13 protein-coding genes and 2 pseudogenes are annotated in these 16,037 nt (G+C 67.3%); 14 read left to right on the forward strand and 1 reads right to left on the reverse strand.

Features of this window, described 5'->3' with window-relative positions; all coding sequences use genetic code 11:
• Positions 1–5 precede the first annotated feature (5 nt).
• Together aspS and ACX5I6_RS14425 are read left to right on the forward strand one after the other, a co-directional pair.
• Positions 6–1,787, forward strand: coding sequence for an aspartate--tRNA ligase (gene aspS, locus ACX5I6_RS14420; RefSeq protein ID WP_461840920.1), 1,782 nt, complete (start codon positions 6–8; stop codon positions 1,785–1,787).
• A 79-nt stretch (positions 1,788–1,866) separates the two neighbouring features.
• Positions 1,867–2,688, forward strand: coding sequence for a GNAT family N-acetyltransferase (locus tag ACX5I6_RS14425; RefSeq protein WP_461840921.1), 822 nt, complete (start codon positions 1,867–1,869; stop codon positions 2,686–2,688).
• Between the two features lie 18 nt (positions 2,689–2,706).
• On the opposite strand, the gene ACX5I6_RS14430 is transcribed toward ACX5I6_RS14425, so the two are convergent.
• Positions 2,707–3,375: an acVLRF1 family peptidyl-tRNA hydrolase gene (locus tag ACX5I6_RS14430; RefSeq protein WP_461840922.1), complete on the reverse strand. Its 669-nt coding sequence runs from the start codon at positions 3,373–3,375 to the stop codon at positions 2,707–2,709.
• 63 nt (positions 3,376–3,438) lie between these two features.
• Between ACX5I6_RS14430 and ACX5I6_RS14435 the strand changes: the two are divergent.
• From ACX5I6_RS14435 to ACX5I6_RS14490, 12 genes and pseudogenes are all read left to right on the forward strand, one after another.
• A pseudogene (locus ACX5I6_RS14435) lies at positions 3,439–4,898 on the forward strand (replication-associated recombination protein A).
• 170 nt (positions 4,899–5,068) lie between these two features.
• Positions 5,069–5,695 carry a 30S ribosomal protein S4 gene (rpsD, locus tag ACX5I6_RS14440; protein ID WP_009357431.1) on the forward strand — a complete coding sequence of 209 codons (627 nt, stop codon included), beginning with the start codon at positions 5,069–5,071 and terminating at the stop codon, positions 5,693–5,695.
• Between the two features lie 145 nt (positions 5,696–5,840).
• Positions 5,841–6,215 (forward strand): DUF948 domain-containing protein, encoded by a 375-nt coding sequence (locus ACX5I6_RS14445; protein ID WP_018761438.1) that lies wholly within the window; start codon positions 5,841–5,843, stop codon positions 6,213–6,215.
• Between the two features lie 17 nt (positions 6,216–6,232).
• A complete protein-coding gene (locus ACX5I6_RS14450; protein WP_243835433.1) occupies positions 6,233–6,463 on the forward strand; it encodes a DUF6167 family protein in 231 nt (76 codons plus the stop codon).
• 122 nt (positions 6,464–6,585) lie between these two features.
• Positions 6,586–9,264, forward strand: coding sequence for an alanine--tRNA ligase (gene alaS, locus ACX5I6_RS14455; protein ID WP_461840923.1), 2,679 nt, complete (start codon positions 6,586–6,588; stop codon positions 9,262–9,264).
• Positions 9,265–9,271: 7 nt separating this feature from the next.
• Positions 9,272–9,871 (forward strand): Holliday junction resolvase RuvX, encoded by a 600-nt coding sequence (gene ruvX / locus ACX5I6_RS14460; protein ID WP_461840924.1) that lies wholly within the window; start codon positions 9,272–9,274, stop codon positions 9,869–9,871.
• Positions 9,868–11,634 carry an endolytic transglycosylase MltG gene (gene mltG / locus ACX5I6_RS14465; protein WP_461840925.1) on the forward strand — a complete coding sequence of 589 codons (1,767 nt, stop codon included), beginning with the start codon at positions 9,868–9,870 and terminating at the stop codon, positions 11,632–11,634. The genes ruvX and mltG overlap by 4 nt, the downstream gene beginning before the upstream one ends.
• Complete coding sequence (locus ACX5I6_RS14470; protein ID WP_461841725.1) at positions 11,631–12,491, forward strand: shikimate dehydrogenase; 861 nt, start codon at positions 11,631–11,633, stop codon at positions 12,489–12,491. The genes mltG and ACX5I6_RS14470 overlap by 4 nt, the downstream gene beginning before the upstream one ends.
• Positions 12,492–12,514: 23 nt before the next feature.
• A complete protein-coding gene (gene aroC / locus ACX5I6_RS14475; RefSeq protein WP_461841726.1) occupies positions 12,515–13,714 on the forward strand; it encodes a chorismate synthase in 1,200 nt (399 codons plus the stop codon).
• 59 nt (positions 13,715–13,773) lie between these two features.
• Positions 13,774–14,282 (forward strand): annotated as a pseudogene (locus tag ACX5I6_RS14480) (shikimate kinase).
• On the forward strand, positions 14,279–15,370 hold the full coding sequence (aroB, locus tag ACX5I6_RS14485) for a 3-dehydroquinate synthase (RefSeq protein WP_285246167.1): 1,092 nt from the start codon (positions 14,279–14,281) through the stop codon (positions 15,368–15,370). The pseudogene ACX5I6_RS14480 and the gene aroB overlap by 4 nt, the downstream one beginning before the upstream one ends.
• Positions 15,370–15,888 (forward strand): tetratricopeptide repeat protein, encoded by a 519-nt coding sequence (locus ACX5I6_RS14490; RefSeq protein WP_461840926.1) that lies wholly within the window; start codon positions 15,370–15,372, stop codon positions 15,886–15,888. The genes aroB and ACX5I6_RS14490 overlap by 1 nt, the downstream gene beginning before the upstream one ends.
• Positions 15,889–16,037: the final 149 nt, after the last annotated feature.

Here is a 16,037-nt window from a genome sequence, read left to right on the forward strand (position 1 = left end):
GTGCTGTGCTGCGCACACATGACCTCGGATCCCTTCGTTCCGAGCACATTGGACAAACCGTAACCCTGGCCGGCTGGGTGGGCCGCCGTCGTGACCACGGTGGTGTGGCCTTCGTGGACCTGCGCGATGCTTCCGGCGTCTCGCAGGTGGTGGTGCGTGAGGAAGAGGTCTTCCATGGCCTGCGCAACGAGTACGTCCTGCAGGTCAAGGGCACTGTTTCCCGTCGCCCCGAGGGCAACGAGAACCCGGCGCTGGCCACGGGCGAGATCGAGGTCATCGCCGAGGACGTCACCATCCTCAACACCTCCGACCCGCTGCCCTTCCAGATTGACGAGCACGTCGAGGTGGGCGAGGAAGCGCGCCTCAAGCACCGCTACCTCGACCTCCGCCGTCCAGGCCCCAGCCGGAACCTGCGCCTCCGCTCCGAGGCCAACCGGGTGGCCCGCGAATTGCTCCACGATGAGGGGTTCGTGGAGATCGAGACGCCCACGCTGACCCGCTCCACGCCGGAAGGTGCCCGCGACTTCCTGGTTCCGGCCCGCCTGGCACCGGGTTCCTGGTACGCGCTCCCGCAGTCCCCGCAGCTGTTCAAGCAGCTGCTGCAGGTGGGCGGGTTTGAGAAGTACTACCAGATCGCCCGCTGCTACCGGGACGAGGACTTCCGCGCGGACCGCCAGCCGGAATTCACGCAGCTGGACATCGAGGCCAGTTTCGTGGACCAGGACGACATCATCCGGCTCGGCGAAAACATCGTCAAGGCCGTGTGGCAGCTCATTGGTGCCGACATCCCCACCCCCATCGAGCGCATCACCTATGCGGACGCCATGGCGCGCTTCGGTTCCGACAAGCCTGACCTTCGCTTCGGGCAGGAACTGACCGAGCTCACCGAATTCTTCAAGGACACCAGCTTCGGCGTCTTCAAGGCCCCCTACGTTGGCGCAGTCGTGATGCCCGGCGGTGCCTCGCAGGCGCGCCGCGCCCTGGATGCGTGGCAGGAATGGGCCAAGCAGCGCGGCGCCAAAGGCCTGGCCTACGTCCTCTACAAGGAAGACGGCGAACTCGCGGGCCCCGTTGCCAAGAACCTCACCGATGCCGAACGGGCCGGCCTGGCCGACGCCGTGGGCGCCAAGCCCGGTGACTGCATCTTCTTCGCGGCCGGCGAGAAGACGCCATCGCGTGCCCTGTTGGGCGCCGCGCGCGTGGAAATCGGCCACCGCACCGGCCTGATCGACCCCACCGCCTGGGCCTTCTGCTGGGTGGTGGACGCACCGATGTTCGAGCCGGCCGCCGCCGCCATCGCCTCCGGTGACGTCGCCGTCGGTGCCGGCAAGTGGACCGCCGTCCACCACGCCTTCACCTCGCCGAAGCCCGAGTTCCTGGACACCTTTGACAGGGACCCGGAATCGGCGCTGTCCTACGCTTACGACATCGTGTGCAACGGCAACGAAATCGGCGGCGGCTCCATCCGTATCCACCAGCGTGAGGTCCAGGAACGGGTCTTTGAGCTCATGGGCCTGGACAAGGAAGACGCGCAGACCAAGTTCGGGTTCCTGCTGGAGGGCTTCAAGTACGGCGCACCCCCGCACGGCGGCATCGCCTTCGGCTGGGACCGCGTTGTTTCGCTGCTCGCCGGCGTGGAATCCATCCGCGACGTCATCGCCTTCCCGAAGTCCGGCGGCGGCCATGACCCCCTGACCGAGGCTCCGGCGCCCATTACGCCCCAGCAGCGCAAAGAGGCCGGCGTGGACTTCAAGCCGGAGGCCAAGAAGCCGGAAGAAAAGAAATAGACGAAGCTCGGCAGCCCCAGGGCGCCGTCGCCGAAGGTTCCCCGGGTCAACCGGGGGACCTTCGGCCGTTAAGGAAGGAATGCCGGTGGCGACCCCGGACGATGTGAAACCCAGTGCACTGGACCTCGAAGCTGCCATGGACGCAGCGTGGCCGGCCCTCGAACGGCATGAAGCCGGAAGCTGGGTGCTCCGGGCGGCGGATGGCGTCACGCAGCGGGCCAACTCCATCTGGCCGCGTGCCCTGGAGGGCGGCCAGGCCGACGGCGACCTGGCCGCCTTGCTCGCCGATGCCAGGGCCTGGTACCGCCGGCGCCGGCTGCCCGTGATCTTCCAGCTGTTCGATAATCCCGCAACGGCAGCGCTCCACGACCTGCTCGACGCCGAGCGGTTCACCCGCCAGTCCGAGACCGTGGTCATGACGCGCCGCGCGGCCGCGGGCGGTACCCCTGATGGCGGCCGTAACGGCGCGGCGGTTGAACTGGCACCAATGCCGTCCGAGGACTGGCTGCGGGTCTGGTGGGAGGTGGACGGCCGCGGCGGCGGTGATGCCCTGGGTACTGCACGGACAATCCTCGAAGGCTGCCCGTCGCTGTACGCCCTTGTGCGGGACGGCGACGGCCGCGCCGCCGCCGTCGGACGCCTTGCCATGCCTGCCGGCGGCACGCTGGGTGGCGTGTACGGCATGGCCACACGCACTGACGCGCGTCGCAAGGGGTTTGCGGCAGCCATTCTCGACGCGCTGCTGCACGCCGGCGTCGACCGCGGTGTGACGGATTTCTGGCTGCTGGTGACGGCGCAAAACCATGGTGCCCGGGAGCTCTATTCACGGGCGGGCTTCAGTGAAGCCGGACGCTATGTGTACCGCCAGGAGCGGCCCCGCCGGTCGCTGACGGGCTGCTGACCAGCCGGCGGCCCATGGTTAGCCGGACGGGTCGGTTACCGTGACCCGCACGGAGCAGGCGTCCGCCGCCGCCTTCTTCAGCACCGCCGCCCGCGGCTCAGTGACGTCGAGATATGCGAGCCGGGGCAGCGGGACATAGGGCCGCAACGGCGGTTGTTGCAGGACCAGGTCCGCCAGGGCCCGGTCACCGCCCGGCACCACGTACTCGAACGGCTCACCACCGAATACCCCAGCCGCTTGTTCGGCCACGGAGGCCACCAAGGCGTCCGCCTGGTTGGAACGGCGCCGGGCAAACCGCTGCTGGGACTGGCCGCCAGCCGCGGTGCGCGACTGAACGTACCTGGTGCCTGCCTTGGCCGCCAGCAGGATGCCTTCGCTTGCCACCCCGACGCCGTAGCCGCCCCGCCGCACCAGGAGCAGTCCCAGGCGGCGCGGCTGGGACGCCAGGGCGGCCAGCCGTTCCACCGGGTCGTTGCCGCGTCCGGGACGGCCGTCAGCCGGCCACGGCGCCTGCAGGAGCGCTTCAGTGCCGTCAGCGGCCAAAAGCCGGAGGCCGTCGTCGTCATCCCGCAACCGGAAGCCGCCATGGGAGGAGCCAAAGCGTTCCACCCAGCCGGCCAGCCGGGCGCCGGCCACGAATGCCGTCCGGACGGATGGCGGGCCGCCGGCGGAAGCGGTGGCGGGCATAGGCGTTCCTTCGCTGTTGCGGGGCGGGGAAATGCAGGAGTGGACTGGAAGTAGCCTATCTATGTGGATGATCTCTTCGGGCACAGCCCAGAAAACGACGACGACGATGCCGTCGCCGAGGCAGGCGCCGGTACCGGAGGACAAGGCGCGCGAGGACAGGGTGCACGCGGACAGGGATCGCCGCGGAGCCCGCTGGCGGTGCGCATGCGGCCGCGCAGCGTGGATGAGGTGGTGGGCCAGCAACACCTGCTCGGCCAGGGCTCACCGCTCCGGCAGTTGGCGGCAGGGGCCGACGCCGCGGGCCCTGCGGGTCCCAGCTCGCTGATCCTGTGGGGACCCCCGGGCACCGGCAAGACCACCCTTGCGCATGTCATTGCCCGCGGGCCCGGACGAAAATTCGTTGAGCTGTCCGCCATCACGGCAGGGGTCAAGGACGTCCGGCGCGTCATGGACGACGCCCTGACCGCCCGCGACCTCTACAAGACCACCACTGTGCTCTTCCTGGACGAGATCCACCGGTTCAACAAGGCCCAGCAGGACGCGCTGCTGCCCGGGGTCGAAAACCGCTGGGTGGTCCTGGTGGCTGCCACCACCGAGAACCCTTCCTTTTCCGTGGTCTCCCCGCTGCTGTCACGGTCCCTGCTCCTGACTCTTAAGCCACTCACGGACGCCGATATTGAGGGCCTGCTGGTGCGGGCCGTGGAAGACCCCCGCGGTCTCGGCGGCAAGGTCAGGCTTAGCGACGAGGCCCTCGACCACCTGGTCCGGCTCTCCGGCGGTGACGCCCGCCGGGCGTTGACGGCGCTGGAGGCCGCGGCGGGAGTCGCCTTCGGTGACGCGGACGACGTCGAAGGTTCCGTTCCGGAGGGCAGCGGCGCCGCCGAGCCGGTCATGGTGGAGTTGCGCCACACCGAGCGTGCCCTGGATGCCGCCGCGGTCCGGTACGACCGGGCCGGCGACCAGCACTATGACGTGGCCAGCGCCTTCATCAAGTCCATCCGGGGCTCCGACGTGGACGCCGCACTGCATTACCTCGCGCGGATGCTGGAAGCGGGGAGGACCCCCGCTTCGTCGCCCGGCGGATCGTCATTTCCGCGGCAGAGGATGTGGGCATGGCGGATCCCACCGCGCTCCAGACGGCAGTGGCCGCAGCACAGGCTGTGCAGCTGATCGGAATGCCGGAGGGGCGGATCATCCTGGCCGAGGCAGTGGTCCACCTGGCCACCGCACCGAAGTCCAACGCCGCCTATATGGGCATCAACAAGGCGATCGCCGATGTGCGGGCCGGCTTCGGGGTGGGAATCCCCGCCCACCTGCGCGATGCACACTATCCGGGCTCCAAGCAGTTGGGCCACGGTGTGGGCTACAAGTACGCCCACGATGCTCCGCACGGGGTGGCCAGCCAGCAGTATCCGCCGGACGACCTGGTGGGGCGGGACTACTACCAGCCAACGAACAATGGAGCCGAACGGGACATCGCGGTACGGCTGGAGCGGCTGCGGAAGATTGTGAGGGGCAAGTAGCTGCCGTGGTAGGCTGTATGTTTGTCTGGCAAGGCCCGGCGCACAATCTCCCCAATTTACCGTTGAGAAGGTTATGCCCTGTGCCCAGTAGCAAAAGGCAGCGGTTGGCCGATGCTCTCCATCGTGGAGGCCAGTAACACTGACACACCGCAGATATTGGAAGGACACAAGTGGCTAACAACACTCGTGCTCGCCGTCAGGCCCGCCTCTCGCGGTCCCTCGGCATTGCTCTGACCCCCAAGGCCGCCAAGTACATGGAGCGCCGCCCGTACGGCCCCGGTGAGCATGGCCGCGCCCGCAAGAAGCAGGACTCCGACTACGCCGTACGTCTGCGTGAAAAGCAGCGCCTGCGCGCCCAGTACGGCATCCGCGAAGCACAGATGACCCGTGCCTTCGAGGAAGCCCGCCGCACCAAGGGCCTGACCGGTGAAAACCTCATCGAACTGCTCGAAATGCGCCTTGACGCACTGGTCCTGCGTGCCGGCTTCGCCCGCACCATCGCCCAGGCCCGCCAGCTGGTTGTGCACCGCCACATCATGGTTGACGGCGTCCGCGTTGACCGTCCGTCGTTCCGCGTCGGCGAGGGCCAGTTGGTCCACGTCCACAGCCGCAGCGAGACCATGGTTCCGCTCCAGGTTGCCGCCGCCGGCGCCCACCGCGACGTCCTGCCTGCCGTTCCGGCCTACCTGGACGTCAAGCTGGAAGCCCTGCAGGCCCGCCTGGTCCGCCGCCCCAAGCGTTCGGAAATCCCGGTGACCTGCGAAGAGCAGCTCGTCGTCGAATTCTACGCACGCTAAATCCCAGCAGCGTATCCAAAGAAGCCCGTGGCAAGCGCCACGGGCTTCTTTGTATGTAAGGTACTTGGGGGACATCTGCGCATCGGGCCTTCCGGGCCCGGCCAGGATGGAACCCGACCACGGAATTTCGAGGAGATGAACGTCTATGTCTGGTGGCGATATTGCCGGCCTGATCGCTGCTGGGGTGTTCGCGCTCCTGGTGCTGCTGCTCGCGGTACCCATCCTGAAGCTGGGAAGTGTCTTCGACGAGGTGCGCACCGCCATCAAATCCATCAGTGACGGCGCCACGCCCCTGATGGACGAGGTCACCGCCACCGTTTCGACCACCAACCAGCAGTTGAAGAAGGTCGACGGCATCTCGTCCAACGTCTCGGATGCGTCCGCCAACATTTCCGCCCTGTCCTCCCTGGTCGCCGCCACGGTGGGTTCGCCGCTGATCAAGGTGGCCGCGTTCAGCTACGGCGTGCGCAGCGCCTTCGCGAACCGCAGGAAGCCCGCAGCCGGCCGCCGCAGCCGCTAGATTCGAAAAGAACGAACATGAAACGAATTGTTTGGATGGGAATTGGCGTGGCCATCGGCGTCATCGCGTTCCGTAAAGTCACCGAGGCACAGGCCAACCTCGGACCCGAAGGCCTCAACCGTGCTGTTGGGCGCCTGGCAGACGGCGTGTACGACTTCGCCGATGCCGTCCGGGCCGGGATGCGCGAGCGTGAGACCGACCTCCGCGCCGCACTGGGCGTCGACTCCGCGGAACTGGTGCGCCGCTGAGCCCCAGGGCACGCAACGGCAGCCAACGAAAACCGGCGGGAACCGATCCCGGATCCCGCCACCTGAATTAACTTTCCGCGCCCGGCAGGAGCCGCGGACCACGAAGGGTAAGAAAACAGCTCATGAAGTCGCAGGAGATCACTAAGCGCTGGGTGGACTTTTTTGTCAGCAAGGGCCACACGGCGGTTCCCTCCGCATCGCTGGTCTCCAGCGACCCCTCGCTGCTGTTCACGGTGGCCGGCATGGTCCCGTTCATCCCCTACCTCACCGCCCGCGAGGAACCGCCCTACTCCCGTGCCACCAGCGTGCAGAAGTGCATCCGCACCGGTGACATCGAAGAAGTGGGCAAGACTGCCCGGCACGGCACCTTCTTCCAGATGTGCGGCAACTTCTCGTTCGGCGACTACTTCAAGGAAGACGCCATCAAGTTCGCCTGGGAGCTGCTCACTACGAGCGTTGACGACGGCGGCTACGGCCTTCCGCCCGAGCGGCTGTGGGTGACCGTCTACGAAGAGGACGACGAAGCCGAGGAACTGTGGCTCAAGAACACCGGCGTCCCCGCTGAACGCATCCAGCGGATGGGCAAGTCGGACAACTACTGGTCCACCGGCCAGCCGGGTCCGGCCGGGCCCTGCTCGGAGATCTACTACGACCGCGGACCGGCCTACGGCATCGAAGGCGGCCCGCTGGCTGACGAGACCCGCTACATCGAGATCTGGAACCTTGTGTTCATGCAGTACCAGATCGAGAACGTGCGCTCCAAGGTGGACTTCGACATCGTGGGCGAACTGCCCAAGAAGAACATCGACACGGGCCTGGGCATGGAACGCCTCGCCATGATCCTGCAGGGCGTCGAGAACATGTACGAGACCGACCAGGTCCGTCCGGTCATCGACAAGGCCGCGGAACTCTCCGGCAAGGAATACACCTCCGCCGAGACTCCCGAGGACCCCCACCACACGGACGACGTCCGGATGCGCGTTGTGGCCGACCACATCCGCTCGGCCCTCATGCTGATCTCCGACGGAGTCACCCCCTCCAACGAAGGCCGCGGCTACGTCCTGCGCCGCCTGATCCGGCGTGCAGTGCGCTCCATGCGCCTGCTGGGCGTCGAACAGGCCTGCCTGCCGGAGCTGCTGCCGGCGTCGCGGGATGCCATGAAGGGCGTCTACCCCGTCGTGGACACCGACTTCGCACGGATCAGCCGCATCGCCTACGCCGAGGAGAAGGCGTTCCTGCGCACCATTGCGTCCGGCACGGCGCGGCTGGAGGACGCGGTGAAGGAATCCAAGGCCGCCAACAAGCCGCTGTCCGGCGAGGACGCCTTTACCCTCCATGACACCTACGGCTTCCCCATCGACCTCACGCTCGAGATGGCCGAAGAGGCAGGGTTGAAGGTTGACGAGGCAGCCTTCCGCAGCCTGATGCAGGAACAGCGCCAGCGCGCCCAGGCAGATGCCAAGGGCAAGAAGGGCGGCCACGCCGACGTCACCGTCTTCCAGGAGCTCCTGGGCCAGGGCGAGACGGTCTTCACCGGCTACACCGAACTCGAGGGCGAGTCGCGTGTCCGCGGCCTCCTGAGCGCAGGCCGCAAGGTCCAGCAGGCTGCCACCGGCGACGAAATCGAACTCGTGCTCGCCGAAACCCCGTTCTACGCCGAGGCCGGCGGCCAGGCCGCCGATACCGGCCTCATCACCGGTGACGGGTTCGTCGTCGAGGTCCTGGACGTCCAGCGCCCCATCAAGGGCCTGAGCGTGCACAAAGCGGTTGTCCGCGAAGGCGAGATCGGCGCAGACTCGCTGGTGCGCGCCGCCGTCGACCGTGAACGCCGGCACGCCGCCGAGCAGGCCCACACGGGCACGCACATTGTGCACGCGGCCCTGCACCAGATCCTCGGGCCGGAGGCCACCCAGCGCGGCTCCTTCAACAAGGCCGGTTACCTGCGCTTCGACTTTGCGTGGGGCGAAGGCCTGAGCAAGGCGACGCGTTCGGAAATCGAGGAGGTGTCCAACCTCGCCATCCGCAACAACTACGCGGTGGAAACGAAGATCATGGGCCTGGCCGAGGCTAAGGCCATGGGTGCCATGGCCCTCTTCGGCGAGAACTACGGCAGCGAAGTACGCGTGGTGGAAATCGACGGCGCGTGGTCGCGGGAGCTTTGCGGCGGCACCCACGTTGCCAACACCTCGCTGATCGGCAGCCTTTCCCTCCTGGGCGAACAGTCCGTCGGTTCGGGCAACCGGCGCGTGGAAGCCTTCGTGGGCATGGAGGCTTTCCGCCACCTTGCCGCCGAGCGGGCCCTGGTGACCGAACTGACCGACCTGCTGAAAGTCCCGTCCGGCCAGCTCGCCGACAGGATTTCCGCCACGCTGGCCAAACTGAAAGCCACCGAGAAGGAACTGGACCGGCTCCGCAAGGAACAGCTGGCTGCCTCTGCCGCGCGGCTGGTGGACACCGCCAAGGACGCCGGGGGAGTGAAGGTGCTGGCCCACGACGCCGGCACCGTCAGTGGAGCCGACGACCTTCGGGGCCTGGCCCTGGACCTGCGCAACCGGCTCGGCTCGGCGGCCTCCGCGGTTGCCGTCGCCGGTGTCGCCAACGACCGTCCGTTGATCCTGGTGGCCACCAACGAGGCAGCCAGGGAAGCCGGCGTCAAAGCCGGTGCGCTGGTCCGTATCGCCGCCGGCGTGCTCGGCGGTGGCGGTGGCGGCAAGGACGATGTGGCCCAGGGTGGAGGGACCGACGCCGGAAAGGTTGGCGCCGCGCTGGCCGCCGTCGTCGACGCCATTTCGGCGCGCTAATCCTGCCATGACCAATCCTGCAGCTGCCGGCGGCTACCCCCAGGGCGTCAAACTGGGGGTGGACGTGGGCACCGTCCGGGTCGGCGTGGCACTGTGTGACCGCGACGGGATCCTGGCCACGCCCTACAAGACCCTTGACCGGAACGCCAAGAAGAACTCGGACGTTCGGGTCATCGCCAAACTGGCGGAAGAACATGGAGCCGTCCAGGTTTTCGTGGGCCTGCCCCGCACCATGAAGGGCGAAGAACACGCGTCCGCCAGGATGGCCACGGACTACGCCCTGCTGCTGGTTGAAGAGCTTTCCGGACGCGGTTTGGCGGTCCCGGTGAACCTCGTGGACGAGCGGCTGAGCAGCGTTACGGCGCACCGGAACCTGCACGAAGCTGGCATGAGCAGCAGGAACCACCGTAAAGTGGTTGATCAGGTCGCGGCGGCGGGTATCCTTCAGCACGCCATCGACATGCAGAAAGCCAGGGGAGCGGATGTCGGCTCACGCGTGACAGCGCCATCCCCGACCGTGGACCTGGGGGCCGGTGGGGTGGACGAACCAGTCCGCGCCATCTCCGCAGACACGGCCCGATCTTCAGATAATGGAAGGCAACAGTGAGCCCTGCCAACATTGACGACACTTCCGGCCCGCAGGACGCCGGGGCCGCGAGGCCGTTGACCCGCAAGGAACTGCGCGCACGCGAAAAGAGCCTCAATACCGGCGGCCACGACGCCGTCCCCGAGCAGGCCTATGAGACGGGCGAGGTCCCGCCGCCTCCCGTCACGCCGCCGGCAGCCGCTCCCGCGGCCGCAGAACCAACCTTTGCTCCGCTTCCCGACGCCGAGGACGTGCCGGCTGCCCCCGAAGCGCCGCCATCCATCCAGGACGGACCGCCGTCCGGTCACTCCCACCCTGCCGGCCTTTGGAGTAACGAGGCTTCCGCCGGCACCCACCACGACACCGTGGCGCCGCCGCATGACCACGTGCAGGTTGGCGACGACGTACACCAGCAGGAGGACCTGGCGAACGTCCCGGACGAAGAGCACCCTGCGGACGTGTACGCCTACGCGGACGTTGCGCACCACCAGGACCTGCAGCACGAGGACGGACAGCACCACGACGACGTGGCCCACCACCCGGACCACGCCCCCTTCGCCGACGTCCACCATGACGCCGACGACGGGCACCACTACGGGGAAATCCCCGACCACCATGCATACGACGCCGGATACCACGACGACGCCCATCCGGACGCTGCCCACCCGGACGCCGCCCACGAGCTGCTTCCCGTGTCCTCGGCAGCCCAGGTAGTGTCCCGGCCCTCGAAGAAGGTCCGGCGCCGGCGCAGGTTGCTGGCCCTGTTCCTGACGCTCGCTGTGTTCGTGACGGCGGTGGCTGTGGGCGCCCAGTTCCTCAAGCCCCTCCTCGGCAGCGGCAAGCCATCGGATTTCCCCGGACCGGGGACCGGCGAGGTCCACGTGACCGTGGCAAGCGGCGAAGGCACCCGGTCGGTGGCTGTCGACCTTGAGAACCAGCGGGTCGTGGCCAATGCCGACACCTTCATGCAAGCGTTCCATGCATCCGGGGCAACGCTGTCGCCGGGCGACTACGTCTTCAAGACCGAAATGAAGAACGCCGACGCCGTTGATGTCCTGGCCGGCAAAGACAAGTCCAAGGTCATCTACTTCGCCCTCAGCGCCGGCCTGCGGATCGGGGAGTCGCTGCAGGCAATTTCCGAGGGTTCTGGAGTTTCCATACAGCAGTTGCAGGCGCTGAGCAACCAGCCCGCCCAGTTTGGCCTGCCGGCGAACGCGAAGAACCTGGAAGGTTACCTCGCCCCGGGTGAATACCGCTTCCCGCTCGGAACCCCGGCCAAAGACATCCTGCAGTCCCTCGTGAAAGCCACCACCGATGAGCTGGTGTCGCAGGGAATCACCGACCCCGCCAAGCAGTACCAGGCCGTCATTGTGGCCAGCATTGTCCAGGCCGAGGGCGGCCAGGCCGATTACGGCGACGTGGCCGGAGCGATTTATAACCGGCTCAAGCCGAACGACCAGACCGGCGGTTTCCTCCAGGTGGATTCGGCGGTGACCTACGGCCTGGGCACCAAGAGCCTGAACTTCACGGATGACCAGCGCAAGGACAAGTCCAACCCGTACAACACGTACGCCAACCCCGGACTCCCGCCAGGTCCCATTGGTTCGCCGGGCAAGACTGCCATCGACGCGGCCGCACGGCCCAAATCCAATGACTACCTGTACTGGGTCACCGTCAACCTCGACACCAACGAAACGAAGTTCGCGAAGACGCTGGCCGAACACAACGCCAACGTTGAGCAATACAACGCGTGGTGCAAGGCCAACGCGGGCCGCTGCACATGAGCCTGCGGGCTGCCGTCCTTGGCCACCCGATCAGCCACTCAAAGTCTCCCGCGCTGCACCTTTCGGCGTATGAGCGGCTGGGCGCGGCGATCAGCTACACGGCCATCGACGTCACCGAGCAGTTGCTGCCGTCCTTTATGCGCCAGATCCGGAACCAGCCCGGCTGGCGCGGGCTCTCCGTGACCATGCCGCTGAAGACCGCCATGCTTGATGAAGTGGACGAAGTCCGTGGAGTGGCGCAGACCCTGGGGGTCGTCAACACGGTCACTTTCGAGGAATCCGGCGGCGCGGTGAAGACGGTCGGGTCCAACACCGACGTCCCGGGGATCGTGAACGCCTTGCGCCACGCCGGGACGGCTGCGGCGCCGTCCGCCGTAATACTCGGCGGCGGCGGCACGGCGGCGTCGGCTGTTGCGGCCCTGAAAGAACTCGGCACCTCTACGGTTCAGGTGTACGTCCGTGATTCCTCGCGGGCTGCCGACGTCCGCGCCGCGGCCGGCAGCCTGGGGGTAGCGCTGGAGGTCCGACCGCTCGCTGACGCCGCGCGCCCGACGTCGGAAGCCGACGTCGTCATCTCCACCCTGCCGCCACGCGCGGCCGACGGCCTCGCCGCCGAAATCGCGGCCTTGAAGACAACGACGCCGGGTGTCCTCCTGGATGTGGCCTATGATCCGTGGCCCAGCCTGGTGGCCTCGGTGTGGCAGTCCGGGGGCGGCCGCGTGGTGCCAGGCCTGGAGATGCTGCTGTACCAGGCGGTGGAGCAGGTGCGGCTTTTCACCCGGCGTGGGGAAGACGTTAACGCAGCTGTCATAGATGTGATGTGTGACGCAGTCGGCCTTGCCCGACGGGCGTTCTGACCGCCCTACGTGGCAGGATGGAAATTATGCGTTGGTTGACTGCCGGTGAATCCCATGGCCCGGCTTTGATGGGAATTATTGAGGGCGTCCCTGCTGGTGTGGAAATCACCAGCGGGGACATCGCAGACTCCCTGGCCCGCCGCCGGCTCGGCTACGGCCGCGGCGCACGGATGAAATTCGAGCAGGACGTGGTCACCATCCTCGGCGGTGTCCGGCACGGCCGCACCCAGGGCGGTCCCGTCGCCATCCAGGTGGGCAACACCGAATGGCCCAAATGGGAGCAGATTATGTCTGCCGACCCCGTGGATGCTGAACTCCTCGCCGACCAGGCCCGCAACGCACCGCTGACGCGGCCCCGCCCGGGCCACGCCGACTTCACCGGGATGCAGAAATACGGGTTCGACGAGGCACGTCCGGTCCTGGAACGCGCCAGCGCCCGCGAAACAGCGACCCGGGTTGCCCTCGGCACCGTGGCAGCCCGCTTCCTCCGGCACCTCGGAATCGAACTGGTGAGCCACACAGTCTCGATCGCCAGCGTCACCGTGCCCGAAGGCCGGCCCCTGCCGCTGCCCGGCGATGTCATCGCCCTGGACACGGATCCGCTGCGCTGCTACGACCGCGAAACCTCCGACGCCATGGTTGCCGAGGTGGACGCCGCACACAAAGAAGGCGAAACACTGGGCGGCGTGGTCGAAGTCCTCGCCTACGGGCTTCCGCCGGGACTGGGCAGCTACGTGCACTGGGACCGCCGGCTCGATGCCCGCCTGGCCGCGGCGCTCATGGGAATCCAGGCCATCAAAGGCGTGGAAGTGGGCGACGGCTTCCTGACCGCTGCACGCCGCGGTTCAGCCGCCCACGACGAAATTGTCCGTGACGGCAAGGGCAGGATCAGCCGTGCCAGCAACCGAGCCGGCGGTATCGAAGGCGGCATGAGCATTGGCGACGTCCTCCGGGTCCGTGCCGCCATGAAACCGATCGCCACCGTGCCGCGCGCCCTGCGCACCATCGACGTCAGCACCGGTGAACCGGCCAAGGCCCACCACCAGCGCTCCGATGTCTGTGCCGTCCCGGCCGCAGGCGTCGTGGCCGAGGCCATGGTGGCACTGGTCCTGGCCGAAGCGGTCATGGAGAAGTTCGGTGGTGACTCCGTGCCGGAAACCGCCCGCAACATCAAGGGTTACCTGGACAACATCCCGGCTTCCCTGGACTCGATCGGCCAGTAGTGCTCCATCACAGCAGTACCGGCCCCGCAGGCGGCCGGCCGATCGTGCTCATTGGCCCCATGGCCGTCGGCAAATCGGCCATCGGCCAGCAACTGGCGCAACAATTGGGCGCCCGTTTCATTGACACCGACGCAGTCATCGTTGCCGGGCACGGCTCCATCGCCGATATCTTCGCAGGCCGCGGAGAGCACGCGTTCCGCGAAATCGAAGCCCGGACCGTCGCCGGCGCCGTTGAGGAAGCGGCAGGGACCACCACGGTGATTTCGCTGGGGGAGGGGCCGTGCTCGACTCAGGGACGCAGCAGCTCATGGGCCGCTGCACCGTTGTCTACCTCGAATGCGACGCTGATACCGTGGCGGACAGGATTGCCCGGAACTCGGGCCGGCCACTCCTCGCCGGCGACGCCATGGGCCGCTGGACAGCAATGTTCGCCACCCGCAGGCCGGTCTACGAGAGGCTGGCCGACATCACCCTGGACGTCCGCCACGGCTCCATACCCGAGCTCGGCGCACGGCTGGAAGCAGCACTGCGGCACCACGCAGCTGCCAAACAGGAAGTTGAGAAGTGAACACTCAATCAACAGTCATCAACGTCACCGGCGAGGGTGCCGGAAACAACTACGGCGTCGTCGTCGGGCGCGGCCTGCTTGGTGAACTTCCCGCGCTGCTGGGTGAACGCGTCCGACGCGTCCTGGTGATCCACCCCCGCGCGCTGCGCCTCACCGGCGACACCGTCCGCGACGAGCTGGCCGAGGCCGGCTTCACCTCGCTTACGGCGGAAATCCCGGACGCCGAGGAAGGCAAACACATCCAGGTCGCGGCATTCTGCTGGCAGGTCCTGGGCCAGAACGACTTCACCCGTTCGGACGCCATCGTGGCCGTGGGCGGGGGAGCAGTCACCGACCTCGCCGGCTTCGTCGCCGCGACCTGGCTGCGCGGCGTCAAGGTCATCCACATGCCCACCAGCCTGCTGGGCATGGTTGACGCGTCCGTGGGCGGCAAAACCGGCATCAACACCGCGGAAGGCAAGAACCTCGTGGGAGCGTTCCACCCGCCTGCGGCCGTCCTGGCCGACCTGGACACGCTGGACACGCTGCCGAAGAACGAGATCATTTCCGGCCTCGCCGAGGTCATCAAGTGCGGCTTCATTGCCGACCCCGCCATCCTCGATCTCGTGGAGAAAGACCCGGCCGCGGTGGTGGATCCCCGCTCCGAGGCACTGCGCGAGCTGATTGAACGCGCCATCGCCGTCAAGGCGAAGGTGGTTTCCGAGGACCTCAAAGAATCCGGGCTCCGGGAAATCCTGAACTACGGACACACCCTGGGCCACGCCATCGAGCTGGTGGAACGCTACTCGTGGCGGCACGGCGCCGCGGTGTCCGTGGGCATGATGTTCGCGGCCGAACTTGCCCGCAGCGTGGGCAGGCTCAGCGATGCCGATGCCGACCGGCACCGGAGCATCCTGGACGGCCTCGGGCTGCCGGTCACCTACCGCAGGGACCGCTGGCAGGGGCTGCTGGATGGGATGCGCCGCGACAAGAAGTCCCGCGGCGACCTGCTGCGCTTCGTGGTGCTGGACGGAATCGCCAAGCCGGGCATCCTTGATGTGCCGGACACCTCGCTGCTGTTCGCCGCGTACCAGGAAATTGCATCCTGATGCAGGGCGACATGAACGGCACCGCCGACTGGCCCCAGGCCGGATTTCCCGGTATCCGCATCAACCCGGAAACCTTGATGGCCCAGGTCGTCAATGAGGACGCCGTCCGGGAAGCACTGTCAGCCTCCACTGACCCCGCGGACCACATATTCGTCCTGTTGGTCGAGGGTCATGCCTCCGACGCGGCTGAACTCCTGGCCGAAGCACGTTTCAAGGACCCGGAATCGTTCCGGCTGCGCGTCTTCGAAGCCGAGGTACTGAGCGTCACCCACCGGATGGACCGCGCCATTGAACTGTTCCGGCAGCTCCTGGCAGAGGTACACGGCACGCCCCGTGAAGCGTGGGCACTGCAGTTCCTGGGCAAGGCCCAGTACGCAGCGGGCCAGACCTCCGCCGCCGTGGAGTCGTTCTCCAAGGCGCTGGACCTGCGGGTGGCGCAGTCCGCGGATGCTGCCCAAATCTATTCCTCCACCGTGGCGCTCCAGCGTGCGCGGGACATCCTGGAATTGGCCTGCTGAGGCGGCAGGCGGCGACAGCGGACAAGCTGCCCGGTATTTACCGGGTAGAATGGTTGTGGAATTTTTGCATCCACGCGATTTTTGACAAACACGTGCAGGCGGGCCGCTTTGGTTTGCCCGCCCGGCATACAGCACCTGGCCCACACGGC

This window comes from Arthrobacter sp. MMS24-T111 (assembly GCF_054888995.1).

What these genes read in the sequence shown, in the direction of transcription:
- ACX5I6_RS14425 (WP_461840921.1), top strand. Translation starts at nt 1,867, where the DNA reads ATGCCGGTGGCGACCCCGGACGATGTGAAACCCAGTGCACTGGACCTC.
- ACX5I6_RS14430 (WP_461840922.1), bottom strand. Translation starts at nt 3,375, where the DNA reads ATGCCCGCCACCGCTTCCGCCGGCGGCCCGCCATCCGTCCGGACGGCA.
- ACX5I6_RS14445 (WP_018761438.1), top strand. Translation starts at nt 5,841, where the DNA reads ATGTCTGGTGGCGATATTGCCGGCCTGATCGCTGCTGGGGTGTTCGCG.
- ACX5I6_RS14450 (WP_243835433.1), top strand. Translation starts at nt 6,233, where the DNA reads ATGAAACGAATTGTTTGGATGGGAATTGGCGTGGCCATCGGCGTCATC.
- alaS (WP_461840923.1), top strand. Translation starts at nt 6,586, where the DNA reads ATGAAGTCGCAGGAGATCACTAAGCGCTGGGTGGACTTTTTTGTCAGC.
- ruvX (WP_461840924.1), top strand. Translation starts at nt 9,272, where the DNA reads ATGACCAATCCTGCAGCTGCCGGCGGCTACCCCCAGGGCGTCAAACTG.
- ACX5I6_RS14470 (WP_461841725.1), top strand. Translation starts at nt 11,631, where the DNA reads ATGAGCCTGCGGGCTGCCGTCCTTGGCCACCCGATCAGCCACTCAAAG.
- ACX5I6_RS14490 (WP_461840926.1), top strand. Translation starts at nt 15,370, where the DNA reads ATGCAGGGCGACATGAACGGCACCGCCGACTGGCCCCAGGCCGGATTT.